This is a genomic window from Microvirgula aerodenitrificans DSM 15089 (assembly GCF_000620105.1).
GTDB lineage: Bacteria > Pseudomonadota > Gammaproteobacteria > Burkholderiales > Aquaspirillaceae > Microvirgula > Microvirgula aerodenitrificans.
Map to the genome: position 1 here is coordinate 174,931 of NZ_JHVK01000004.1, position 25,030 is coordinate 199,960.

Genomic DNA, 25,030 nt, shown 5'->3' on the forward strand with positions numbered 1-25,030 from the left:
TTATATTGTCTGAGAATAACCAGCCCCCCGTCCGGACCCGGCAACAGGGGGCTTCGGCGCTCAGGCGCCGGTCGCGCAGGGCCGGCCCGGCGCGGCCACCCATTCGCTCCACGAGCCCGGATACAGGCGGCTGCCGTTCAGGCCCGCATACTCCATCGACAGCAGGTTGTGGCAGGCGGTCACGCCGGAACCGCACTGGTGGACGACCTGCTGCGGCGGGCGTCCGCCAAGCTGCGTCTCCCACTCGTCACGCAGCGCGGCCGCCGGCTTGAAGCGGCCGTCGCTGGCCAGATTGCCGGCAAACGGATGATTGATCGCACCGGGAATATGCCCGCCGACCGGGTCGATGGTTTCATTCTCGCCACGGAAGCGGTCGGCACCGCGCGCATCGACCAGCTGGAACTGCGCCCGGTCGATATTGGCCAGCACCTCGTCGGCCGTCACCGTGCGCATGCCGCCATCGCGCGGCAGGAAACGCACCGGCGGGTGCGAGCCGGCTTCCGCCCGGGTCAGCGGATGGCCGGCGGCGGTCCAGGCCTGGATACCGCCATCGAGCACGGCCACCTCGTGATGGCCCAGCCATTGCGCCAGCCACCACAGCCGCGCGGCAAACATGCCGCCGGCGTCGTCATAGGCCACGCACTGGATGCCGGGTGCCAGTCCCAGCGCACCGAATACCACTGCCAGCCGTTGCCGGTCCGGCAGCGGGTGACGGCCGTTGCTGCCGGAGGTCGGTCCGGACAGGTGATAGTCCAGGTGCAGGTGATGCGCATCGGGCAGGTGTCCGGCCGCATAGGCACCGCGGCCGTAATCGGGGTCGGCCAGTTGGTGCCGGCAGTCGATCAGCAGGACGGATTCGGGTGGCAACACCGCGAGTTCGTCCACGGAAATCAGTGTTCGGTACATGGTCACACTCCGTTACACAGTGTGACCATTAAAGTCCCTTGCCCCCGCCGCTGGCAAGCCGGCATGCCGTCGTGCGCGCTATGCCAGCACCCGCACCAGCAACAGACCGGTCAGTGTCAGCAGCAGGGAGCCGAAGACGTGCAGACCGATGCCAATCATGACGCTGGCCCATTGGCCGGCCAGAATAAAGCCCGACATTTCCGCGGAAAATGTTGAAAATGTCGTCAAACCGCCGAGAAAACCGGTCGTCAGCGCCAGTCGCATCGCATCGGGCCAGTCACCGAAATGACTGAACAGCCCCATGATCACGCCCATCAGCAGCGCGCCGATCCAGTTGGCGGCCAGCGTGCCGAGCGGCAGGCTGGCCAGCAGCGGATTGAGCAGCAGGCTCAACACCCAGCGACACCAGGCACCGACGGCGGCGCCGATGCCGACATAGAGAAAGGCAAGGGGACTCATGAGCAGGCGCTAGCAAATAAAACCGGCAGGGTAGCGCGCCAGGACGGCGCCGGGTAGCCCCGCCTCACTTGCCCAGTCGCGGGTCGTCGGCCAGATCGAGATAGTGGATGTCGAACGGCCCGTCGCCATACAGCTGCAGCACGGTCATCTGCCGGGTGTACAGATAGTGGTGGGTGGCCGGTGGCAGGTACAGATAGGCGCCGCTGCGATGCTCGTCGGCGGCGCCGGCCTTGACCGTATTGCCGTAACCGACATACAGCCCGCCGGACAGCACGACGAAATTGGTCGCCAGCGAATGCCAGTGCGGGCCGATCCGGTAGCCGGCCGGCAGCATCAGCCACACCGAGTAGGTGCCGGCCCGCTCCGGGTTGCCCTGCAGCGCCGTGACCAGCGCGCCCTTCGGCATCGCCCGGGTCGCCATGCGCCACGACACGTCCGAGCCGGCACGTTCGATAACGCCAGGCGGCAGCGCTGCCAGCGCCGGAGGCAGCATGGGCAGCAGGGCCAGCAAGTATATTGCGCGCATCGGTCGTCCCCGCGTCGGCTGATCGGCTACTTATCCGTTGTAGTCCATCGCCGTCACTCGGGAACGACAAAAGCCGGCAGGCCACAGCCCACCGGCATCAGCCGTCGTCAGCAGTCCCGGATCGAGCTGATCTGCCAGCGCTTCGGCAGCAGCTTGCCGCGCCGCGCACGCTTGCCGATATAGTCGGCCAGCATGATGTTGAAGCTGTCCTCGCGCCCGGTCCGCAACGTGCCGGTCAGCGTCGCCTTGGCACCGCTGACGATGCCGACGGCAGTCGTGGTCTCGCCGTCGTCGAGCTGTACCAGCATCAGGCCACGGCCCTTGGCCAGCGGCTTGAGCTCGGCCAGCGGGAAGGCCAGCACCCGCGCCTCGCTGGTCCCGACCGCCAGCAGGGCGCCGGCAGGCGTCGCGGCAGGCAGCGGCAGCGGCCGCAGCGGGGTTTCCTTTCCGTCCAGCGACAGGAAGCCCTTGCCGGACTTGTTGCGGCTGACCATGTCGCCCATCCGGGCGACAAAACCATAGCCACCGGAACCGGCGATGACGAAGCGGGCATCCTCCGGCGCGGCAACCAGCTCGGCCACCTGCGCCCCGTCCTGCACTTCGATCAGCGACGTGACCGGCACGCCGTCGCCCCGGCCGGTCGGCACTTCGGCCGCATCCACGGTATACGCGCGGCCCTGGCTGTCCAGCACCACCACCGGCCATACCGTGCGCGTCTCGACCACGGTATGCAGCCCGTCGCCATCCTTGAACGACAGCGATTCCAGGTCGACGCTGTGGCCGACCCGGGCACGGATCCAGCCCTTGCGCGACAGGATCAGCGTGATCGGCTCGTCGGCCACGGTCTGGGTCAGTACTGCCTTCTCCGCCGGCTGCAGCAGGCTGCGGCGCTTGTCGCCGTACCTGGCCGCATCGGCCTCGATTTCGGCAATGACCAGTGCCCGCTTGGCCTCCTCGTCGCCGAGCAGGTGCGACAGACGCGCGCCTTCCTCGCGCAGCGCATCGAGTTCCTTCTCCAGCTTGAAGCCTTCCAGCCGCGCCAGCTGACGCAGGCGGATTTCGAGAATGTCCTCGGCCTGGATCTCGCTGAGGCCGAATGCGGCCATCAGTTCGGACTTCGGCTCGTCCGATTCGCGGATGACGTGGATCACTTCATCGATGCGCAGGAAGACCAGCAGCCGGCCTTCGAGAATGTGGATGCGCTGGTCGACCTTGCCGAGCCGGTGGCGCAGGCGGCGGGTGACGGTATCGACGCGGAAGCTCAGCCACTCGCTCAGAATGGCACGCAGCCCCTTCTGGCGCGGACGGCCGTCCAGCCCGATCATCACCAGGTTCAGCGAAACGTTCTGTTCCATGCTGGTCTGCGCCAGCAGCAGGGTCATGAAGTCATCCGGGTTCTGCCGGCTGGACTTCGGCTCGAACACCAGCCGCACCGGATGCTTGTTGTCCGACTCGTCGCGCACGCGGTCGAGCTGGCTCAGCATCAGCGCCTTCAGGTTCTGCTGGTCCTGGGACAGGGTTTTCTTGCCGGTCTTGACCTTCGGATTGGTCGCGTCCTCGATCTCCGCCAGCACTTTCTGCGCCGAGCTGCCCGGCGGCAGCTGGCCGACGATGATCCGCCACTGGCCGCGGGCCAGCTTCTCGACCTCCCAGCACGCGCGGACGCGGACCGAGCCGCGGCCGTGTTCATAGGCGGCGCGGATGTCTTCCGGCGGGGTGATGATGCGCCCGCCGCCCGGAAAGTCCGGGCCCGGCACGTAGGCCATCAGCGCGGCGGTATCCAGATCCGGCTGCTTCAGCAGCGCCACGGCGGCGGCGGCGACTTCGGTCAGGTTGTGCGGCGGAATTTCCGTCGCCAGCCCGACGGCGATGCCGGAGGCGCCGTTCAGCAGCACCATCGGCAGTCGCGCCGGCAGCAGTTGCGGTTCTTCGAAGGCGCCGTCGTAGTTCGGGATGAAATCCACCGTGCCCTGGTCGATTTCCGACAGCAGCAGATCGGCGATCGGCGTCAGCCGCGCCTCGGTGTAACGCATCGCGGCAGCCCCGTCGCCGTCGCGGCTGCCGAAGTTGCCCTGGCCGTCGATCAGCGGGTAGCGCAGCGTGAAGTCCTGCGCCATCCGCACCAGTGCCTCGTAGGCCGAGCTGTCGCCGTGCGGGTGGTATTTGCCGAGGATTTCACCGACGACGCGCGCCGACTTGACCGGCTTGGCGCCGGTGGACAGGCCCATTTCCTTCATCGCGTACAGGATGCGACGCTGCACCGGCTTCTGGCCGTCGGCCACTTCGGGCAGCGCACGCCCCTTGACCACGCTCATCGCGTATTCCAGGTAGGCGCGCTCGGCGTAGGTGTCGAGAGGCAGGTGGTCGGCGGCCTCGTCGGCTACCGGCGCCGGCGGTGCCGGCGGGACGGTGCCGGCCGGTTCGAACAGATCGTTCATCGCAATGCGGTCAGGAAGTTCATCTCGTCGCGGATTCTATCGGTTACGACCCGGTCCGTCGCGCCCGCAGGTCATGGACCGGGTACGCGGACCGGGATCCGGCGACTATCATGGCGGATTCTTCCGCCTTGGCACGAAAGCACGATCATGCAGACTGACTGGACCGTTCTGACTTTTCCGCAACTCGGCGTCGACAACCTGTACGACCTGCTGCAATTGCGCGACCAGGTATTCGTCGTCGAACAGGCGTCGATCTACGGCGACCTCGACGGCCTCGACCGCCCGGCGCTGCACCTGCTCGGTCGCGATGGCAGCGGCGCGCTGGTGGCCTATGCACGCCTGTTGCCGCCCGGCAGCAAGCGCGACGGCGAAGTCGCCATCGGTCGCGTGGTCATCGCCCCGGCCGGCCGGGGCCAGGGACTGGGCAAACAGCTGATGCAGCTTGCACTCGACACTGCTGCCCGCCACTTTCCGGGCACGCCGCTGTGGCTGTCGGCACAGGTCGACAAGATCGGCCTGTACCGCCAGTTCGGTTTCGTCGACCAGGGCGACGCCTATGACGACGGCGGCATCCTGCACCGGGACATGTGCCGTCCGGCCTGACTTACAGCGACGGGTCGCGGTTGGCGACCTCGATCAGGTTGTTGTCCGGATCGCGGAAGTACACCGACAGCAGCATGCCGGTCGCCCCGGTCCGATGGACCGGGCCTTCCACCACCGTCACGCCGCAGGCGTCGAGATGGGCGATGACATCGTGGATCGGCACCGAGGTCAGGAAACACAAATCGGCCGAGCCCGGCAGCGGATGGTCCGCCTTGGGTTCGAATTCGTGCCCGTGCAGGTGCAGGTCGATTTTCTGCGTGCCGAAACTGAGCCCCTTGCGCCGCTCGGCGAAGGTAACGATGTCCATGCCCAGTACGATCGAATAGAAACGGCAGGTCTGCTCGATATCGGCGACGGTGAGAACCACATGGTCCAGTTGGTCCAGCTTCATGATGCGGCTCCTTGCCAGTTGCCCGGAGGTCCGGAGAAAGGCTGATATGCCATCATTCTGCCTTGCCGGCGACAAACGCACACCCCCCTTGATCACAGACAACGCCTGACGGCGCCGGCAATGGCACGCGAGCGTCGTTTCAGCGCGTATCACCCCGGCCCGGCAACGCCCGGCGTGGTAATCTCCTTGTCCAACTGCGTTCTGCTTCCCACCCCGACATCATGACTGCCGTGCACACTCTGTACCTCGCCAGCGCCAGCCCGCGACGAAAGAAAATCCTCAATCAGCTCGGCCTGATGACGGCGCGCATTCGCGCCGACATCGACGAGTCGCGCCATTACGGCGAAAGCCCGCGCGAGTACGTGGTGAGGCTGGCGCGGGAAAAGGCCGCAGCAGGCTGGGCGGTGGTCGAGGCCGAGGGCCTGCCGGCACGGCCGCTGCTGGCGGCGGACACCACGGTGGCGCTCGGCGACGAGATCTTCGGCAAGCCGGCCGATGCCGACGAGGCGCGCAGGATGCTGCGCCGCCTGTCGGGCACGGTGCACGAGGTGTTCACCTCGGTGGCGGTGCGGCTGGGCGGCCGGGTCGAGGTCGCCACCTCGGTCAGCAAGGTCACGTTCTCGGTGCTGAGCGAGCGGCAGATCGACGCCTACGTCGCCAGCGGCGAGCCGATGGACAAGGCCGGCGCCTACGGCATCCAGGGTCGGGCCGGACTGTTCGTCGCCTATCTGGAAGGCAGCTATTCCGGGGTGATGGGGCTGCCGGTCCATGAAACCGGACGTCTGCTGGCCACCTTCGGTATCGACGTGCTGGCGGCCTGAACGCACCGCTCCCTTATTTCCAGCGACCGCCCGCATCCGGCGGACGCAGCTGATTGCCATTGCCGGAGGCCGACATGTCGTTGAAAGACCACCCCACTTCACAGCCGATTCCGCTGCCGACGCGCGACAGCATGCGACTGGCGGAAAAGATCCTGGTCAACATCACCCCGCAGGAAACCCGCGTGGCGGTGCTGGAAGACAATGTGGTGCAGGAACTGCACATCGAGCGCGAGGCCAGCCGCGGCATCGTCGGCAATATCTATCTCGGCCGCGTCAAGCGCGTGCTGCCCGGCATGCAGTCGGCCTTTATCGAGATCGGTCTGGAACGCGCGGCGTTCCTGCATATCGCCGACATTCTCGAGCAGCGCCAGCACCCGAGCGAACCGCAGCGCATCGAAAAGATGCTGTTTGAAGGCCAGACCGTGCTGGTGCAGGTGATCAAGGACCCGATCGGCAGCAAGGGCGCGCGTCTCAGCACCCAGGTCAGCCTGGCCGGACGTTTCCTGGTCCACCTGCCGCAGGAAGAACATATCGGCGTTTCGCAGAAGATCGAAGCCGAAACCGACCGGACCAGCCTGAAAACCCGGCTGGAATCGCTGCTGCCGGAAGGCTCGCCGCGCGGCTACATCATCCGCACCAGCGCGGAAACCGCCAGCGACGACGAACTGGCGGCCGATATCGGCTACCTGAGCAAGCTGTGGACCGACATCCGCGCCCGGGCCGAAACGCAGCCGGCGCAGTCGCTGCTGTACCAGGACCTGCCGCTATCGCTGCGCGTGCTGCGCGACATGGTCAGCGAAGCCACCGAGAAGGTCGTTGTCGACTCGACGGAAAACCATGGCCGCATGGTCGAGTTCGCCGCCCAGTACGTGTCGCAGTCGCTGCGCAAGATCGAGCGCTATGCCGGAGAGCGACCGCTGTTCGAGCTGCACGGCATCGAAAGCGAGATCGACAAGTCGCTGTCGCGGCGGGTGAACCTGAAGTTCGGCGGCTACCTGATCATCGACCAGACCGAGGCGATGACCACCATCGACGTCAACACCGGCGGCTTCGTCGGGGTAAAGAGCTTTGACGACACCATCTTCAAGACCAATCTGGAAGCCACCCACGCCATCGCCCGGCAACTGCGGCTGCGCAATCTGGGCGGCATCATCATCGTCGACTTTATCGACATGGACAGCGAGCAGCACCGGGAAGCGGTGCTGACCGAACTGGCGCGTGCGCTGGCGCGCGACCGCACCCGGGTCACGCTGAACGGCTTCACCAGCCTCGGGCTGGTCGAAATCACCCGCAAGCGCACGCGGGAAAGCCTTGCCCACGTGCTGTGCGAATCCTGCCCGACCTGCCAGGGCCGGGGCGAGATCAAGACCGCGCAGACGGTGTGCTATGAAATCCTGCGCGAGGTGGTGCGGGAAAACCGCCAGTTCTCGGCCCGCGGCTTCCGCATTCTCGCCGCCCAGCCGGTCATCGACCTGTTCCTCGACGAGGAGTCGCAAAGCCTCGCCATGCTGGCCGATTTCGTCGGCAAGCCGGTCACGCTGCAGGTGGAAACCGAGTATCCTCAGGAACAATTCGACGTGGTCCTGATGTCGAACTGAGCGTCGGCGCGGCGCGAATGGCGCCGTCCGGCGAAAATTTCACGTTTCCTTGCGCCAGATTCTTGCCGGCATGCCGCGATCTCAGCACAATCGCGCCTTCGCGACCCGGATCGCTCGCAGATTGTGCCAACCAGTATGTCTACCCCCTCTACTCAGCGCGACGGTTTCACGTCTTCGTTCGGCGTGCTGGCCGCGACCCTCGGCTCGGCCGTCGGTCTCGGCAATATCTGGAAATTTCCCTACCTGACCGGTGCCAATGGCGGCGCCAGCTTCCTGGTCGTCTACCTGCTGGCGACATTGCTGGTCGGCCTGCCGGTGATGATCGTCGAAATCATGCTCGGCCGGCGCGCCAAGGCCAATGCCGTGACCACGCTGGAACGCCTCGCGCCGCGCGGACAGCCGTGGTGGCTGATCGGGGCGATGGGCGGGCTTGCTGCCTTCCTGATCCTGGCTTTCTATTCCGAAGTGGCCGGCTGGGTGTTCGCCTACGTATTCAAGTCGGCGGCCGGCCATGTGCTGACGACCGACCCGGCCGTGGCCGGCGCCGCGTTCGAGCACATGATCAACAGCCCGTTCGAGGCGCTGCTGTGGCAATGGGCGGTGCTGGTGTTTATCGGTGCCATCATCCTGATGGGCGTGTCCAAGGGCATCGAAGCCGTCACCAAACGGCTGATGCCGGTGCTGTTCCTGCTGCTGATCGCCATCGGCATCCGCAGCATGACGCTGCCGGGCGCGATGGCCGGTCTGCACTTCCTGTTCGCGCCGGACTTCTCCAAGATCACCACCGCCACCGTGCTGACCGCACTGGGGCTGGCGTTCTTCAAGCTGTCGATCGGCATGGGCACGATGATGACCTACGGCAGCTATTTCCGTGACGACCAGAATATCCCGGCCACCGCGACCCGGGTCATGCTGGCCGACCTGACCGTCTCGATCCTCGCCGGCATCGCCATCTTCCCGGCCGTGTTCGCGCTGGGCTTCAAGCCGGAAGCCGGCCCGTCGCTGCTGTTCATCACCATCCCGGCCGTGTTCGCCAACATGCCGGGTGGCAGCGTGTTCCTGGTGGTGTTCTTCGTGCTGACCGCGATCGCCTCGACCGGGGCGATGCTGTCGCTGCTGGAAGTCCCGGTCGCCGTGCTGAGCGAGAAGTTCGGCTGGTCGCGCATCCGTGCCGTGGTGGTCAGCGTGCTGCTGCTGGCGGCGCTGGGCTCGACCGCCGCGCTGTCACACAGCCTGCTGGCCGACGTGAAGCCGTTCGGCATGACCTTCTTCGACCTGTACGACTTCCTCAGCTCGAACATCATGCTGCCGCTGGGCGGCATCGGCCTGGCGATCTTCGTCGGCTGGGTGCTCGGCAAGAACCAGACCATCGACGCGCTGTCGAACGGCGGCGTGCTGGCCAATGCCGGCGTGGTCAGGGTGGTGGTATTCCTGCTGCGCTGGGTGTCGCCGGTGCTGATCGCCCTGGTGATGCTGAAAGGGCTGAAGGACTTCTGACCGTCAGCCTTCCTCGGCGGCGAAGGCGAGGATCTGGTCCAGGTAGTCGCCGAACTGCGGGAAACTGTGGTCGCCGCCGTCCAGCAGGGTCTGGCGGCAACCGGCGAAGCGCTCGACGCCATCACGGTAGTCGAGCACTTCGTCGCCGGTGCATGTCAGCAGCCAGTAGCGCGACGGCGTGACCCGTGCAGGCTCCGCCTGGCGCAGGATGTCGAAGTACTCGCGCCGCACCACGACCTGCTCGCCGGTGTGATGGTGGGTGTGGATGCCGACATATTCATCCGCATGCCGGTACGGATAGGCGGCCGGATTGACCAGCACCGCGCGCGCATTCCACTTCTCCGCCATGATCTGGGCCAGATAGCCGCCCAGGCTCGACCCGACCATGATGAACGGCTCGAACTCGAAGTCGATAATCTCCGCTTCGATGGCCAGCATGGCCGCCAGCGGTTCGGACGGCAGCAGCGGGGCGTGGAACAGGTGACCGAGTCCACGGTCAGCCATGTGCCCGGCCAGCATCATCGCCTTTTCGGACGCGGGGCTGGACAGGAAGCCGTGCAGGTAGAGGATGTGGGTATTCATGCTGTAAAGCATACACAAGCGGCGAGGCGACGGCATGCGGAAAACGGCTCCCACCCCGGACGCCTGCATCAGCTTTTTTCTGCGCTTTCATTTCCCGCTGGCGAGCTTGCAAGCTTCCTCGTTTGCCTTTGCTTCCAGGTCGGCGCATGCCTCTAGCAGCTCGTCAAAAGGCAATGCGTCGCCCAGCATGATCTCGTCAGCAAGCATGGCCGCATAATCCTCGGCAAGAGCGGCCCGGGCGTTTTTTTCGGGGACGATGCTCAGCTTCCCTGTAGCTGCTGCGACATAGTCAATGATCTGGCCGCTGGCATCTTTTTCAATAAAAAAGTGCGATTTATGGCGGGCAACAGCGATTGCCACCTCATGATCGGCAATGGCTGCCGTGAAATGGGAACTTCGCGCAATCGCAGCCAGATCGTGCCAATGCCGGGCATACCGTCCGCCTCGAATACGCCCTTGTGCGCAGAACACATGCGCTGCGGTCGCCTTTTCCCAGAAGGTCCGGCTGACACTCATCACCTGCGGGAAAGCGACCGGAAAGGTGAGATCCGGCAGGCATTCGGCCATATCGCAGGTAACGTGATGTATCTGGTGGGGTTCTCCGGTAGCACGACCGCCGAACTCCAGCGTGACGACCGGCGCCACATAGCCCGTACCCTGCGTCAAGGCAGGATAGCGCAGCAGCAGTTTGTCATTATCCTGGCCGCCGGGCTCGATCTGCACGTCAAGGTGATCACGCTCACGTGCTTGCTGAAGGACGGGCAATATGTCTTTTGTGATCCAGCAGGGCAGGCGATCCCGGACGGCCCTGGTCCATTTGTCGGCCTGGCTGCGGCTGGCCGGCAGTTCTCCATGGTGAGCAAGCAGATCCGGGATCAGCTTTCGGATGTCGCAGGTAAGGTCGATGTCTTCCGAGAAGCGGTCGATAATCCTGTAGACCTTGGAGAGCGAAGTACCGCCCTTGAAGGTCAGGTCACTTGCTGAGGGCGAGTCGAAGAGAGCGCATAGCGCCCAGACCACCCAGATGTCCTTTTCCAGCAGGTGAGCCGGGCGGCCTGATCGGGCGCGGGCATGTTCCAGCGCTTCACGCCGGTCTTCCTGGCTGAGGCTGAAAAAGTGTTCAGCCACGCATTGCCTCCTGGCCGATGGCCGCCGCCATCCAGCCCGGCAAGGTTGCCCGTGCCGTGGTCAGGGCATGCCACTCGGTACTGGAAAGTGTGCGATGCAGTAAAGCCAGGGACTCACTGGCATGCGTTTGCCCCATCCATGCCAGGGCACGCACCGCTGCGCCCGCCGGGCGTGCGCCCAGGGCCAGCATCCAGTGCGGAGCATGCTTGACCAGCACTTCCGAGCGACCAAGCACCAGTTTGCGCGTCCGGCCGGACGTCAGGTAAACCTCCCGGACAGGCACCTGTTGTGTCAGCCCCAGCGCATTGGCAGCACTGGCGCCATGCGGCACGACGATCTCGCCACTTTGCGTGGCCAGGGCCAGAACGATCTTTTCAGGAGCAGGTGCACGCACGCCGAACCGGCTGGATACAGGAGCAACGTAGGCACCACGGGCCACGCGCAGCAGCCGGCCGGCCCTTGCCAGCCGGGAAAACGCCTGGTCAATGGCGGCCCGGCTGCCCAGGTGCAGGAATGCCTTTGGCGACAGGACGCCCCCCTCGGGGAGAGAGCGGGCTTGTTGCATGATGGTTTCGGGCAACGTATTCACAGGGCACCTCATTTGTCAGAAACAGTACTCCAGTTTCTGACATCATGAAAGCAATAACGTGCCCCGTGCACAGCGGTCTGGCGGCCCTGGATGGCAAGGTACGCCTGTTCTGGATAACCGGGCAATCCGGCACGGGCCTGCACGAAGCACAGGCCCGCCAGGAAGAGGGCCTCAGCCCAGCTTGTGATTCATCTCCAGCGCCGGCATGTCCTCGGCCGACTGGCCGACGATGCGGGCCGGCACGCCGGCCACGGTCACGTGTGGCGGCACGTCATCCAGCACCACGCTGCCGGCACCGACCTTCACGCCTTCGCCGATGCGGATATTGCCAAGCACCTTGGCCCCAGCGCCAAGCAGCACGCCGGCACCGATCTTCGGGTGGCGGTCACCGCACTCCTTGCCGGTCCCGCCGAGCGTCACGCCCTGCAGGATCGACACATTGTCGCCAACCACCGCCGTCTCGCCGGCGACAAAGCCGGTCGCGTGGTCGAGCAGGATGCCACGGCCGAAACGGGCGGCCGGATGGATGTCGACCCCCATGCTTTCCGAGACCCGGTTCTGCAGGAACAGCGCCAGCGACACGCGGCCGGCATTCCACAGCCAGTGCGTGACCCGGTAGCTCTGCAATGCGTGATAGCCCTTGAAGTACAGCAGCGGCGTCGAGTACGCGTCGCAGGCCGGGTCGCGGTCAAAGCAGGCGGTCAGGTCGGCCCGGGCGGCATCGGCCAGATGCGGGTCGGCATCGAAGCCTTCGCACAGCAGCTCGTACAGTGCCCGGCCGTCCATGACATTGCACGCCAGCTTGCTCGACAGGTGGAAGGCCAGCATGTCCTCGAAACACGCGTGCCGCAGCACGGTCATGTGCAGGAAACTGGCCAGCAACGGTTCTTGTCTGGCCGCGCGTTCGACCTCGTCGCGGATGGATTGCCAGAGCGGGTCGGGCTGAAAACTCACTACTATCTCCGAAAAAACCGGCCGGGCCGGCGGGGGCAGAGGGTTCGGAACCCCCGTCAACGCCACAGACGAGCGTGAACGGGGTCTCCCCCAGCGTGGGGGCAAAAGGGACAGGATTCAATCGGCTGTGGTTCAGGGCACCAGAATGGTCGAACCGGTGGTCAGTCGCGCTTCCAGGTCCGCGTGCGCCTGCGCCGCGTCCTTCAGCGCATAGCGCTGACCGGGCTGGACCCGGACCTGGCCGGACAGCAGCACGTCGAACAGGTCGGCGGCGGTTTCCAGCAGTTCGGCGCGGGTGGCAGTGTAATGGCCGAGCGTCGGCCGGGTCAGGTACAGCGAGCCCTTCTGCGACAGCAGCAATGGGCTGAACGGCGGCACCGCACCGGACGCATTGCCGAAGCTGACCAGCATCCCGCGCAGCGCCAGACTGTCGATCGAGCCGGCGAAGGTGTCCTTGCCGACCGAGTCGAACACCACCGGCACCCCGTGGCCGCCAGTGATGTCGCGCACCCGCTCGGCGAAGTTTTCGCGCCGGTAATTGATGACGTGGCCGGCGCCGAGCGCGCGGGCGATGTCGGCCTTGGCGTCCGAACCGACGGTGCCGATCACGGTCGCGCCGAGCGCCTTCGCCCACTGCACCGCGATCTGGCCGACGCCGCCGGCGGCGGCATGCCACAGCAGCGTGTCGCCAGGCCGGACCGGCCGGGTGCACTTCAGCAGGTAACGGGCGGTCATGCCGGCCAGCATGCTGGCGGCGGCGATCTCGTCGCTGATGCCGTCCGGCAGCGGGACCAGCTTGTCGGCGGCAAGGTTGCGCCGCTCGCTGTAGGCGCCGAGCGGCCCGCCGACATAGCCGACGCGGTCGCCGATGGCGATACCGTCGACGCCGGGGCCGATCGCCTCGACCACCCCGGCAGCCTCGGTGCCGAGACCGGACGGCAGCGGGGCCGGGTACAGCCCGCTGCGGATATAGGTATCAATGAAATTGACCCCGATGGCAGTGTGCCGGACGGTGACTTCGCCTGCGCCCGGCGCGGGCACGTCGACGGTTTCCCAGCGCAGCACGTCGGCGCCGCCCACGGTGTGGAAGCGGATGGCATGACTCATCGGGCACTCCGAATCAATAGGGTTGACCTGTCGATTGTAGCGCCTGACAAATTTCATGTCGTGCGGCCGCACGCGCCGGCGGCCGGTTTTCTTCGCCACCGGGCACGCCCTGTACTGAAGCGGGCGATCAGCGCAGGAGGGCTGAACATGTCCGAAACGACCGTTGTCATCCACGTCGATGCCGAGAAGCAGACAATCCCCGCGCTGCGCTGTTGCTGGACAGTTTGATCGCCGAGACCACCCGCCGAAGGAACGCGGGAATTTGTCATTCATCCAGGCTGCATACTGATTTATGGCGTCGTTGATGCCCAAATACGGGTATTGCGCATCCTGCATACGGCCAGGCGATGGCCTTCTCCTTGACTCACCCCCACCGATACGATGCCCCGACATGCCGCGCCGGCAGCCGGTCGCCGTCACCGAACAGCTTGTGGCGCAGGCTGCCTTCGGCATACGCGGTCTTGAAGCGGCCGCGCTGCTGCAGTTCGGGGATTACCAGTTCGATAAAGTCCTCGTAGCTTTCCGGCGTCACCGTCCGCGTCAGGTTGATGCCGTCGATACCGGTTTCCTCCAGCCAGGATTCCAGTTCGTCGGCCACGCTGGCCGCATCGCCGACCAGGGTCGGATAACGGCTGCCGAGGCGGAAGCGTTCCAGCAGCTTGCGTCTGGTCAGCGCGCTGGCCTGCGCGGTCTGCGCAGCCGACTCGATGGCGTTGCTGTTGCCGTAGTCGATCGGATCGTCGAGCCCGTAGCGGGCGAAGTCGACCCCGGTGCTGCTGGCGAAGTGGGCCAGCCCGGCCTCGGCGCTGGCGTACTGCCAGTACTCGTCGAATTTCTGCTGTGCCTCGTGCGCGGTCCTGCCGACCACCACCGACACCCCGATGAAGATTTTCAGGTCCTCGGCACGGCGGCCGGCACGGACGGCCTGCGCGCGCAGGCTGTCGACCAGCTTGCGCGTCTCCGCCTTGTCGGTCGCGGCGATAAAGATGCCTTCGGCGTGACGGGCGGAGAAGCGCTGGCCGCGGTCGGACGCGCCGGCCTGGAACAGTACCGGCGTGCGTTGCCGCGACGGTTCGGACAGGTGATAGCCATCGAGCCGGTAGAACGGTCCCTCGTGCCGGACGCGATGCACCCGGGCCGGATCGGCATAGATCCGCGCCGCCTTGTCGCGGCGTACCGCGCCGTCCTCCCAGCTGCCCTCCCACAGCTTGTACAGCAGTTCGAGGTAGTCGTCGGCACGCTCGTAGCGCTGGTCGTGTGCATCCATGGCCGGCAGGCCCATCGCCCGTGCGCCGCTGTCCAGATAACCGGTGACGATATTCCAGCCGGCGCGGCCGCCGGTCAGGTGGTCGAGCGTGGACATGCGGCGGGCGAACAGATACGGCGGTTCGTAGCTCAGGTTGGCGGTCACGCCAAAACCCAGGTGCTGCGTCACGGCGGCCATCGCCGGCACCAGCAGCAGCGGATCGTTGACCGGCAGCTGGATCGATTCCTTCAGCGTCAGGTCGACCGACTGCTGGTACACGTCGTAGACACCGATGATGTCGGCGATAAACAGGCCGTCAAACAGCCCGCGCTCCAGCGTGGCCGCCAGCCGGGTCCAGTAGCCCAGCGTATTGAAATCGACCGAGTCATCGCGCGGATGCGTCCACAGCCCGTGATTGATATGCCCCACGCAGTTCATGTTGAACGCGTTGATCAGCAACTGTTTCTTGCTCATTACAGGGCTCCGTGACGCGGCGGACGCGCGCCGTTCAGGTGGAAGTTGCCGACGGCGTGGAATTTCCAGCGCACCGGATCGTGCAGCGTGTGGGTGCGGGCGTTGCGCCAGAAGCGGTCGTAGTTGTGCTCGCCGAAAGTCGCCGCGGTGCCGGACAGCTCGAACAGGCGGTTGCCGGCCTTCAGCGCAATTTCGGTGCTGAGCACGCGCGCCTCGGCCACCGCCACCGACGCTTCGGCCACGCTGTCGTCGCTGGCCTGCGCCTGGGCCGCATCGACGAAGCGGCCGCCGCGCCGCAGCAGTGCCTCGGCCGCATGCAGGCGCACGGCCAGGTCGCCGACCTGGACGATGGCCAGCGGATCGTCACTGGCACGATCGACACCGGCGTCGATCCATGGCCGGGCGCGGGTGCGGACAAAGTCCAGCGTCGCCGCCCATGCGCCGCGCGCCGTGCCGGTATCGATGGCGGCATGCAGCAACTGGGCGAACGGCCCGATCGGCGTCGGCCGGGTGAACGATGCCGAGAACGGCACCACCCAGTCGGCCTCGACCCGCACCTGCTCGAAAGCCACCGAACCGCTGCCGGTCACGCGCTGGCCGATACCGTCCCAGTCGTCGACGATGGACACGCCATCCGCCTCGCGCGGCACGAAGGCCAGGTACTGGGTATCGTCGTCGGCGACCACCAGGGTCGGAATCCAGTGCGCGTACAGCGCCCCGGTGCAATAGAACTTCCGTCCGTCGACGCGGAAACCGTCACCGTCGGCGATCAGCCGGGTGCGGCGGCGGAAATCCTTGTGGCCGATTTCGGCCAGCGCATTGCCGAAGCGGTAGCCGGCCAGCGCCTGCTGGTAGAAAAAGCGCTTCTGCGCCTCACTGCCGCCGACGCGCAGCACTTCCAGCGCGTAGTAATGGTTCTGCGGAATCTGCGCCAGCGAGCCGTCGGCGGCAGACAGGGTGGCCACTACCTCGGCCAGCGTCACGCTGGAGACACCGGCGCCGCCGTATTCGCGCGGCACGGTAATGCCCCACAACCCGCTGCGGGAAAAGCGTTCGAGTTCATTCCACGGCAGCAGCCGGTCACGGTCGCGATCGGATGCGCCGACGGCGAAAACGCTGGCCAGTTCGATGGCGACCGCCACCGCCTCGGCATCGTCGCGAATCCGTTGCGCGGGTGTCAGCGGGGCCGGAGCCGGCTGCAGCGGCGTCTGGAGGGATGCAGTGTGTGTCATGTCGTGAGCCCTCGCCTTAGTTCCATTGATGACGGGCAGGCAGTGCCCGGTTCAGGTAGTAATTGCCGACCAGGTGGTATTTCCAGCGCACCGGGTCGTGCAGCGTGTGAGTGCGGGCGTTGCGCCAGTGCCGGTCGAGGTTGTGCGTGCTGCGCGACGCGGCCGAGCCGGCCAGCTCGAACAGCTTTTCACTGGCGGCCAGCGCGATTTCGGTGGTCAGGATCTTGGCTTCGGCCACAGCGACCGAGGCGCGGGCGCTGCTGTCGGCCGTCACCGGGCCGGCCGCGATCCGGTCCAGGGTTTCGCCGGCATCGGCCAGCAGCGCCTCGGCCGCATGCAGGTCGATGGTCAGCCGGCCGACGTCATGAATCAGGTGCGGGTCGTCGCTGGCGCGCGCCACACTGGCATCCACCCACGGCCGCGAATGCTCGCGCACGAAGGTCTTGGCATCCTCCAGCGCCGCATGGGCAATGCCGGCGTCGATGGCGGCCTGGATCAGTTGCGACACCGGCCCGGTCAGGCCCGGCCGGTCGGCCAGCTGCCAGGCCGGCAGCACCAGCTCGTCGTCGATGGCCACGCCATCGAACACCACGGTGCCACTGGCGGTGGTGCGCTGGCCGAAGGCCGACCAGTCGTCGATCACGCTGACGCCGGCGCGTTCGCGCGGCACCAGCACCAGAATCGGCCGGTCGTCGTCGTCCAGCGCCCGGGTCGGAATCCAGTGCGCGAACAGGGCGCCGGTCGAGTAGGCACGCGTGCCGCTGAGCCGCAAACCGAGCGGGGTCCGGCTCAGGCGCGTGGTCTGGACCGCGATGGTCCGGGTGCCACGCTCCGGACCGGCATTGCCGAGCCGCTTGCCGGCCAGCACGTCGGCGTAGATCCGCCGCTTCTGCGCGTCGCTGGCCAGCTCGGCCACCACGGCGAGTACGCCGAACTGGTTCTGCGGGATCTGGCCCAGTGCCGGATCGGCGGCGCACAGGATGCGGAACACCTCGGCCAGCGTCACATGCGACACCGCCGCCCCGCCGTATTCGCGCGGCACGGTGATGCCGCCCAGCCCGCTGGCCGAGTAGCGGTCGAGTTCCTCCCACGGCAGCCGGCGGTGACGGTCGCGGTCGGAAGCGCCATCGGCGAAGACGGCGGCCAGCGCACGGGCGACCTCGATCGCCTCGGCATCGCTGGTGATGCGGTGAACGCCGGCGGGGTCCGGCACGGTCGGCAGTCGGGTCGAGACGACGCCGGGAACGGGGGGATGAAGCGGTACGGACATGGGAGTTCCTCGGGCGCCACCGTGACGGCGGCGCAGGATGTCAGGGAAGGAAAGAAGTCGTTACAGCCGATGATTCAGCCGCCGGGCCCAGAAATCGCCGCTGGCCTGGACCAGGCAGACCAGGGCGACCAGACCGGCCAGCACCGAGAACATCACCTCGCTGTCGAAGCGCTGGTAGCCGTAGCGGATGGCCAGATCGCCGAGTCCGCCGGCGCCGACCGCACCAGCCATGGCCGATGAGCCGATCATCGCCACCAGCGTGATGGTCAGGCCGCTGACGATGCCGGGCAGGGCCTCCGGCAGCAGCACATGGCGGATCACGTGCAGGCGCTTGCCACCCATCGCCTGCACGGCCTCGATCAGGCCGCGGTCGACCTCGCGCAGACTGACTTCGGCAATGCGGGCGAAGAACGGAATGCCGGCCACCGACAGCGGCACCGCCGCCGCCCACACGCCAATGGTGGTGCCAACCAGCAATCGGGTGAACGGCAGCAGCACCACCAGCAAGATGATGAACGGAATGGAACGGAACACATTGACCACGGTGCCGATCACCCGGTTCAGCCCCCGGGACGGGTACAGGTCGCCGGGGCCGGTGGTCACCAGCACCAGTGCCAGTACGATGCCGAGCACACCGGACACCAGTGCCGACACCCCGACCATCTGCAGGGTCTGCCAGAAAGCTTCCAGATAGAGTTCAAGCATGATTCAGGTATCCGAGAACGCGCACGCGCTCCGCGCCGAGCCCGAGGCTCGCGGCCAGTGCCGACGCCGGTGAGGACAGGCCGGCCGGGTCCAGCGCCAGCACCAGCCGGCCCAGTGGCCGGCCCTGGATGCGTTCGATCCCGCCGTGCAGCAGCCGAACCCGCCGGCCGAGGGCGGCGGCGACGCGAGCCAGGTCAGGATCGTCGCCGCTGGCGCCATCCAGCCGGACATCGAGCAGCAGATCGTCATCGACGGCGGACGGCGTGGCAGTGATGCGATCGCGCAGGTCATCCGGCAGGTCGTGCGCCAGCGGGCGCAGCAGGGCGTCGGTGGCCTCCGCCTGCGGCGCGCCGAAGACGCGCCACACAGGCCCCAGCTCGACCACCCGGCCTTTTTCCAGCACCGCGACCCGGTCGCACACCTCGCGGATGACTTCCATTTCGTGGGTGATCAGCACCACGGTCAGCCCGAGCCGGCGGTTGATGTCGCGCAGCAGGGCCAGGATCGAGTGGGTGGTTTCCGGATCAAGCGCCGAGGTCGCCTCGTCGCACAGCAGGATGTCCGGGTCGTGGACCAGCGCGCGGGCAATGCCGACCCGCTGTTTCTGCCCGCCGGACAGCGTGGCCGGGTAGGCATCGCGCCTGGCGCTGAGGCCGACCAGTTCCAGCAGGCTGTCGACCCGCGCCGCGATATCGCGCTTCGGCACGCCGGCGATACGCAGCGGCAGGCCGATGTTCTCGGCCACTGTGCCGGACGACAGCAGATTGAAATGCTGGAAGATCATGCCGATGCGCCGACGTGCCTGCGCCAGTGCATCCTCGCCCAGCGTGGCCAGGTCGACGCCATTGACCAGCACCCGGCCGGACGTCGGCCGTTCCAGCTGGTTGATGGTCCGCACCAGCGTCGACTTGCCGGCACCGCTGCGGCCGATGATGCCGAAGATTTCGCCGGCATGAATGGTGAAGTCGATATCGTGCAGCGCGTCGACCGCACCGGCCGGCGTATCGAAGCGGCGGCCGACATGCTCGAACGCCACCCGTGCCGTCGAGGCGGCTTCGGCCTGTGCCGGCTGCAGCAGCGCATGCAGGTCCGGCGGCAGATCGGTCAGCGAAGTCATGACGTCTCCCTTACCAGGCCGGTACGTACAGCTTGCCGAACACCTGATCCAGCGACGCGCGCACGGCCTTCGAGTGCTGGTAGATGTCGATGAACTTGCGGATGCGCGGGTTGTTCGCATCCTTCGGCTGCACCACGAACTGCAGTGCGTACAGCTTGTTGTCGATGCCGTCGAACAGCAGTGCATTGTCCGGATTGCGGCCGGCAAGCTTCAGGAAGATCGGGTAGCCCTGGGCCAGGTCGACATCGTCGAGCGAGCGTGCCAGCTGGGTCGCTTCCAGCGCGATGATTTTCAGCTTCTTCGGATTGCTGACGATGTCCTGCACGCTGGCGTTGTAGCTGACGCCGGGCTTCAGCCGGATCAGGCCGGACTTCTGCAGCATCAGCAGCCCGCGGCCGCCGTTGACCGGGTCGCTGGCAATCGCCACCGTGCCGCCGGTCGGGATCTGGCTGAACGATTTGTACTTGTTCGAGTACAGCCCGATCTGGGTCAGCGTGCCCGGGGCGATGGCGACCAGCCGGTAGCCGCCCTGTTTCTTCGCGTTTTCCAGGAACGGGATGTGCTGGAAATAGTTGACGTCGATATCACCGTTGGCGAGTGCGGCATTCGGGGTATTCCAGTCGTTGAACTCGACCAGTTCGACCTCCAGCCCCTGTGCTTTGGCCTCGCGCGCCGCAATCCGCAGCGATTCGACCTGCGGCGTCGGCGTCACGCCGAGCCGGATCGGCGCGTCTTTCGCCTGTCCCGCCAGTGGCAGCATCAGGGTCAGCGCCAGTACGGCGCCCAGCCACGTCCGCGTCGGCGCGGCCCGGTTTCCTGCAGTTCTGCTGTTCATGTAGCGACTCCCGCAAAGGCCTGTTCAGGGCCTGGCATCAGGTTGCCCGCCGGGTTTTCCGCCGGGTTCGCTATCGATGAAAGCAAGTTTTTTTATGTTTTTAAATACTGTTAGTCGGCTTGTTAATTTCTTTTGGTTATAAAAATACCGATGCAAATCGTTATATCGATAAAAGACCGTCGTCCTGAGCGCGCGCGGCGTGCATGGTAGACTCGCCAACCCAGTCTCCGTTGCCGTCAGCCGCCCCGCCATGCCCGATAGATCCGCCCGCCTGTCCGCCCTGCTTGCCGAACGCATCCTGATTCTCGACGGCGGCATGGGCACCATGATCCAGCGCCACCAGCTGGAGGAAGCCGACTATCGTGGCGAGCGCTTTGCCGACTGGCCCAGCGACGTAAAAGGCAACAACGACCTGCTGGTGCTGACGCGCCCGGACGTGATCGGCGGCATTCACCAGGCCTATCTCGATGCCGGCGCCGACATTATCGAGACCAACACTTTCAATGCGACGTCGATCGCCATGGCCGATTACGGCATGGAAGCGCTGGTCCACGAGATGAACCGCAGTGCGGCAGTGCTGGTACGCGGGCTGTGCGATGCCGAAACGGCACGCAATCCGGCCAGACCGCGCTTTGTCGCCGGCGTGCTCGGCCCGACCAACCGCACCTGCAGCATCAGCCCGGACGTCAACGATCCCGGCTACCGCAATGTGAGTTTCGACGAGCTGGTGGTGGCCTACACCGAGGCCATCGATGGCCTGGTAGCCGGCGGCGCCGACCTGCTGCTGGTCGAAACCATCTTCGATACGCTGAATGCCAAGGCGGCGGTGTTCGCCATCCGCCGCTATTTCGACGCCCGCCCGACGCTCGAACGGCTGCCGGTAATGATCTCCGGCACCATTACCGACCAGAGCGGCCGCACACTGACCGGCCAGACCACCGAGGCGTTCTACAACAGCCTGCGCCACGCCAGCCCGCTGAGCATGGGCCTGAACTGTGCGCTGGGCCCGGACCTGCTGCGGCCGTATGTCGAGGAGCTGTCGCGGATCAACGAAAGCTTCGTGTCGGTCCATGCGAACGCCGGTCTGCCGAATGCATTCGGCGGCTACGATCTGGAACCGTCCGACATGGCGACGTCGGTGCGCGAATGGGCCGAGTCCGGGCTGATCAATATCGTCGGCGGCTGTTGCGGCACCACCCCTGACCACATTGCCGCCATGGCGCGCGCGGTCGACGGCCTGCCGCCGCGGCAGCGGCCCGTCATCGAGCCGAAATGCCGGCTGTCCGGTCTGGAACCGTTCAATATCGGCGACCGCGACCTGTTCGTGAACGTGGGCGAACGCACCAACGTCACCGGCTCCAGGGCCTTTGCCCGGCTGATCCTGGCCGGTGACTACCCGACGGCGCTCGATGTGGCGCGCCAGCAGGTAGCAAACGGCGCCCAGGTCATCGACATCAATATGGACGAGGGCATGCTCGATGCGCATGCCGCCATGGTCCGCTTCCTGAACCTGATCGCCGCCGAGCCGGACATCGCCCGCGTGCCGATCATGATCGACTCGTCGAAGTGGGACGTGATCGAGGCCGGGCTGAAGTGCATCCAGGGCAAGGGCATCGTCAACTCGATCTCGATGAAGGAAGGCCGCGACAAGTTCGTCGAGCAGGCACGCCTGCTGCGCGCCTATGGCGCAGCGGTCATCGTCATGGCCTTCGACGAGAGCGGTCAGGCCGACACCTATGCGCGCAAGGTCGAGATCTGCGCCGAAAGTTACCGCATCCTGGTCGACGAGGTCGGTTTCCCGGCCGAGGACATCATCTTCGACCCGAACGTGTTCGCCGTTGCCACCGGCATCGAGGAACACGCGCGCTACGGTCTCGATTTCATCGAGGCCACCGGCTGGATCAAGCAGAACCTGCCGCATGCCAAGATTTCCGGCGGCGTGTCCAATGTGTCGTTCTCGTTCCGTGGCAACAACAAGGTGCGCGAGGCGATCCACGCCGTGTTCCTGTACCACGCCATCCAGCGCGGCATGACCATGGGCATCGTCAATGCCGGGGCGCTGGAGGTCTACGACGAGGTCGACCCGGCCCTGCGCGAACGCATCGAGGACGTCGTGCTGATGCGCACGCCGAAGGACGGCGGCGACGCGACCGAGCACCTGATCACCCTGGCGGAGAAATTCCGGGGCGACGCGAAGGAAGCCAGGGGCGAGGACCTGAGCTGGCGTGAATGGCCGGTCGCCAAACGACTGGAGCACGCGCTGGTCAAGGGCATCACCACCTTTATTGTCGAGGATACCGAACAGGTCCGGCTGACCTGCGAGCGCCCGATCCATGTGATCGAGGGCCCGCTGATGGACGGCATGAACGTGGTCGGCGACCTGTTCGGCGCCGGCAAGATGTTCCTGCCGCAGGTGGTGAAGTCGGCCCGGGTCATGAAGGCCGCGGTCGCCCACCTCGAACCGTTCATCGAAGAAGAAAAGATCCGCATGGGGCTGGCCGACGCGCCGGCCAAGGGCGTGATCATCATGGCCACGGTCAAGGGCGACGTCCACGATATCGGCAAGAACATCGTCGGCGTGGTCCTGCGCTGCAACAACTATCAGGTCATCGACCTCGGCGTGATGGTGCCGTGCCAGAAGATTCTCGACGCCGCCATCGAACACAGGGCCGACATCATCGGCCTGTCCGGCCTGATTACGCCGTCGCTGGAGGAAATGAGCCACGTCGCCAGGGAAATGCAGCGCCAGGGTTTCAGCCTGCCGCTGCTGATCGGCGGCGCGACCACGTCCAAGGTGCATACGGCGGTGAAGATCGCCCCGCACTACGCGCATCCGGTCATCTACGTCGCCGACGCCAGCCGCGCGGTCGGCGTGTGCTCGAACCTGCTGTCGGACACGCTGTGCGAACCGTTCGTGGCCGAAATCGCCGCCGAATACCAGCGCGCCCGCGACGGCCACGCCAACCGCCGCGAAGGCCGGCTGGCCTCGATCGCCGCCGCGCGCGCCAACGATTACAAGCTCGACCTCGCCCACTACACGCCACCGAAGCCGGCCTGGCTCGGCGTGCGCGAATTCCGCCACTATCCGCTGGCGGAGATCGCCGGCCATATCGACTGGACGCCGTTCTTCCAGAGCTGGGAGCTGGCCGGCCGTTATCCGCGCATTCTCAGTGACGAGATCGTCGGTGAATCGGCGCGCGCGCTGTTCGCCGATGCCCAGGCGATGCTGAAGGAGATCATCGCCGGCGACTGGCTGACCGCCAATGCCGTGATCGGCCTGTTCCCGGCCAACCGCGTCGATCACGATGATATCGCGCTGTATCACCCGGACACGGGCGAACGCCTGCTGACCTGGCACGGACTGCGCCAGCAGATGCCGCGCAACGACGTGAAACCGAACTGGTGCCTGTCCGACTTCGTCGCCGACAAGGCCAGCGGCGTCACCGACTATGTCGGCGCGTTTGCCGTGACCGCCGGCCTGGGCATCGACGAGCACGTGCGCCGTTTCGAGGAAGCCGGCGACGACTACTCGGCCATTCTGCTGAAGGCGCTGGCCGACCGCTTTGCCGAAGCGTTCGCCGAGCTGATGCACGAGCGGGTGCGCCGCGAGTTCTGGGGCTATGCCGCCGACGAACAGTTGAGCAATGAAGCGCTGATCGACGAGCAGTACCGCGGCATCCGCCCGGCGCCAGGCTATCCGGCCTGCCCGGACCATACGGTCAAGACCGCGCTGTTCGACCTGCTCGATGCACGCGCCATCGGCATGGACCTGACCGATGGCTATGCAATGACGCCGGCGGCAGCGGTCAGCGGCTTCTATCTGAGTCATCCGGACAGCCAGTATTTCGGCGTCGGCAAGCTCGGGCGTGATCAGGTGGAAAGTTATGCCGCCCGCCGCGGCGTCACGCTGCAGCAGGCCGAACGCGACCTGGCGCCGAACCTCGGCTACGACCCGGAGTAAGGGACCGGCGGGGCAGCGACGATCACGTTCTTGCTGAAACGCACCGTCTCCGTCCCCTCGTTCCGGTAGCTGTAGTCGATGTCGGAATGAAAGGTCAGCGACTGGCCGGCCGCCAGTCGCCAGACCCGCTCGCCCTGCTGCAGCACCAGCTCGCCATCGGTCACCCAGACCATTTCGTGGCTGCCCGGCGCATCGGCCTCGGCGTCATAGCGATCGCCCGGCGCCACCCGCCAGACCCACAGTTCGACCGTCTGCCCGTTGTGGGTCAGGCTCTCCATCAGGATGCCCTTGCTGTCTGGCAGGGCGCCCTGCCAGACCTGCAGCGGCGCGGCCCGTGGCGGACCCTCGCCGTCCGCCGGCCGCACCAGCTCGGCAAAGCTCAGGCCGAGTGCGGCCGCCAGCCGGTCCAGCGTTGCCAGGCTGACATTGCTGTCGCCGGTCTCGATGCCGACCAGCATGCGCCGGCTGACGCTGGCGGCACCAGCCAGCCGCTCCTGGCTCCAGCCGCGCAGACGGCGGGCATGGCGAACATTGCGGGACACATTGGCGAGCACGGAGTCGGTATTCATCGGCCGGATTGTGCAATATATT

Annotated in this window: 22 protein-coding genes; 5 read left to right on the forward strand and 17 right to left on the reverse strand. The window is 66.2% G+C overall.

What is annotated here, in order from left to right:
* Positions 1-60: 60 nt before the first annotated feature.
* The 4 genes from Q352_RS0106290 to parC form a co-directional block, all read right to left on the reverse strand.
* On the reverse strand, positions 61-906 hold the full coding sequence (locus tag Q352_RS0106290; protein WP_028498608.1) for a sulfurtransferase: 846 nt from the start codon (positions 904-906) through the stop codon (positions 61-63).
* 78 nt (positions 907-984) lie between these two features.
* Complete coding sequence (gene crcB, locus Q352_RS0106295) at positions 985-1,365, reverse strand: fluoride efflux transporter CrcB (RefSeq protein ID WP_028498609.1); 381 nt, start codon at positions 1,363-1,365, stop codon at positions 985-987.
* A gap of 64 nt (positions 1,366-1,429) precedes the next feature.
* On the reverse strand, positions 1,430-1,891 hold the full coding sequence (locus tag Q352_RS20060; protein WP_107888917.1) for a cupin domain-containing protein: 462 nt from the start codon (positions 1,889-1,891) through the stop codon (positions 1,430-1,432).
* A 107-nt stretch (positions 1,892-1,998) separates the two neighbouring features.
* Positions 1,999-4,329, reverse strand: a complete 2,331-nt coding sequence (parC, locus tag Q352_RS0106305) for a DNA topoisomerase IV subunit A (RefSeq protein ID WP_036385485.1) — start codon at positions 4,327-4,329, stop codon at positions 1,999-2,001.
* A gap of 147 nt (positions 4,330-4,476) precedes the next feature.
* Here parC and Q352_RS0106310 point away from each other — a divergent pair, with 147 nt between their 5' ends.
* The gene (locus Q352_RS0106310; protein WP_051528722.1) at positions 4,477-4,932 is read left to right on the forward strand and encodes a GNAT family N-acetyltransferase; all 456 of its coding nucleotides are present in this window, start codon (positions 4,477-4,479) and stop codon (positions 4,930-4,932) included.
* Between the two features lies 1 nt (position 4,933).
* On the opposite strand, the gene Q352_RS0106315 is transcribed toward Q352_RS0106310, so the two are convergent.
* Positions 4,934-5,323 (reverse strand): VOC family protein, encoded by a 390-nt coding sequence (locus Q352_RS0106315; protein WP_199489719.1) that lies wholly within the window; start codon positions 5,321-5,323, stop codon positions 4,934-4,936.
* 221 nt (positions 5,324-5,544) lie between these two features.
* Here Q352_RS0106315 and Q352_RS0106320 point away from each other — a divergent pair, with 221 nt between their 5' ends.
* The 3 genes from Q352_RS0106320 (at position 5,545) to Q352_RS0106330 (ending at position 9,239) form a co-directional block, all read left to right on the forward strand.
* Positions 5,545-6,144 carry a Maf family protein gene (locus Q352_RS0106320; protein ID WP_028498613.1) on the forward strand — a complete coding sequence of 200 codons (600 nt, stop codon included), beginning with the start codon at positions 5,545-5,547 and terminating at the stop codon, positions 6,142-6,144.
* A gap of 74 nt (positions 6,145-6,218) precedes the next feature.
* On the forward strand, positions 6,219-7,742 hold the full coding sequence (rng, locus tag Q352_RS0106325; protein ID WP_028498614.1) for a ribonuclease G: 1,524 nt from the start codon (positions 6,219-6,221) through the stop codon (positions 7,740-7,742).
* Positions 7,743-7,877: 135 nt separating this feature from the next.
* Positions 7,878-9,239: a sodium-dependent transporter gene (locus Q352_RS0106330; RefSeq protein ID WP_028498615.1), complete on the forward strand. Its 1,362-nt coding sequence runs from the start codon at positions 7,878-7,880 to the stop codon at positions 9,237-9,239.
* Between the two features lie 3 nt (positions 9,240-9,242).
* Here Q352_RS0106330 and Q352_RS0106335 read toward each other — a convergent pair whose 3' ends face one another.
* The 11 genes from Q352_RS0106335 to Q352_RS0106385 all read right to left on the reverse strand — a co-directional run bounded on the left by Q352_RS0106335 (position 9,243) and on the right by Q352_RS0106385 (position 20,478).
* Positions 9,243-9,821 (reverse strand): YqiA/YcfP family alpha/beta fold hydrolase, encoded by a 579-nt coding sequence (locus Q352_RS0106335; protein WP_036385487.1) that lies wholly within the window; start codon positions 9,819-9,821, stop codon positions 9,243-9,245.
* Positions 9,822-9,908: 87 nt separating this feature from the next.
* Positions 9,909-10,949, reverse strand: a complete 1,041-nt coding sequence (locus Q352_RS0106340; protein ID WP_028498617.1) for a nucleotidyl transferase AbiEii/AbiGii toxin family protein — start codon at positions 10,947-10,949, stop codon at positions 9,909-9,911.
* The gene (locus tag Q352_RS0106345; protein WP_233495170.1) at positions 10,942-11,514 is read right to left on the reverse strand and encodes a DUF6088 family protein; all 573 of its coding nucleotides are present in this window, start codon (positions 11,512-11,514) and stop codon (positions 10,942-10,944) included. The genes Q352_RS0106340 and Q352_RS0106345 overlap by 8 nt, the downstream gene beginning before the upstream one ends.
* A 195-nt stretch (positions 11,515-11,709) precedes the next feature.
* Complete coding sequence (gene cysE / locus Q352_RS0106350; protein ID WP_028498619.1) at positions 11,710-12,492, reverse strand: serine O-acetyltransferase; 783 nt, start codon at positions 12,490-12,492, stop codon at positions 11,710-11,712.
* A gap of 132 nt (positions 12,493-12,624) precedes the next feature.
* Positions 12,625-13,599 carry a quinone oxidoreductase family protein gene (locus Q352_RS0106355; protein ID WP_028498620.1) on the reverse strand — a complete coding sequence of 325 codons (975 nt, stop codon included), beginning with the start codon at positions 13,597-13,599 and terminating at the stop codon, positions 12,625-12,627.
* A gap of 364 nt (positions 13,600-13,963) precedes the next feature.
* Complete coding sequence (locus Q352_RS0106360) at positions 13,964-15,319, reverse strand: LLM class flavin-dependent oxidoreductase (protein ID WP_028498621.1); 1,356 nt, start codon at positions 15,317-15,319, stop codon at positions 13,964-13,966.
* Positions 15,319-16,551, reverse strand: a complete 1,233-nt coding sequence (locus Q352_RS0106365; protein ID WP_028498622.1) for an SfnB family sulfur acquisition oxidoreductase — start codon at positions 16,549-16,551, stop codon at positions 15,319-15,321. Before Q352_RS0106365 ends, Q352_RS0106360 begins: the two co-directional genes overlap by 1 nt.
* Before the next feature lie 16 nt (positions 16,552-16,567).
* The gene (locus Q352_RS0106370) at positions 16,568-17,821 is read right to left on the reverse strand and encodes an SfnB family sulfur acquisition oxidoreductase (RefSeq protein WP_028498623.1); all 1,254 of its coding nucleotides are present in this window, start codon (positions 17,819-17,821) and stop codon (positions 16,568-16,570) included.
* A gap of 60 nt (positions 17,822-17,881) precedes the next feature.
* Entirely contained in the window at positions 17,882-18,526 is a 645-nt protein-coding gene (locus tag Q352_RS0106375) for a methionine ABC transporter permease (protein WP_028498624.1), read from the reverse strand.
* Entirely contained in the window at positions 18,519-19,643 is a 1,125-nt protein-coding gene (locus Q352_RS0106380; RefSeq protein WP_051528723.1) for a methionine ABC transporter ATP-binding protein, read from the reverse strand. Before Q352_RS0106380 ends, Q352_RS0106375 begins: the two co-directional genes overlap by 8 nt.
* Positions 19,644-19,653: 10 nt before the next feature.
* Complete coding sequence (locus Q352_RS0106385) at positions 19,654-20,478, reverse strand: MetQ/NlpA family ABC transporter substrate-binding protein (protein ID WP_028498626.1); 825 nt, start codon at positions 20,476-20,478, stop codon at positions 19,654-19,656.
* Between the two features lie 250 nt (positions 20,479-20,728).
* Here Q352_RS0106385 and metH point away from each other — a divergent pair, with 250 nt between their 5' ends.
* On the forward strand, positions 20,729-24,439 hold the full coding sequence (gene metH / locus Q352_RS0106390) for a methionine synthase (RefSeq protein WP_028498627.1): 3,711 nt from the start codon (positions 20,729-20,731) through the stop codon (positions 24,437-24,439).
* Here the strand turns inward: metH and Q352_RS0106395 are convergent.
* A complete protein-coding gene (locus Q352_RS0106395) occupies positions 24,424-25,008 on the reverse strand; it encodes a helix-turn-helix domain-containing protein (protein ID WP_036385490.1) in 585 nt (194 codons plus the stop codon). The genes metH and Q352_RS0106395 overlap by 16 nt on opposite strands.
* Positions 25,009-25,030: the final 22 nt, after the last annotated feature.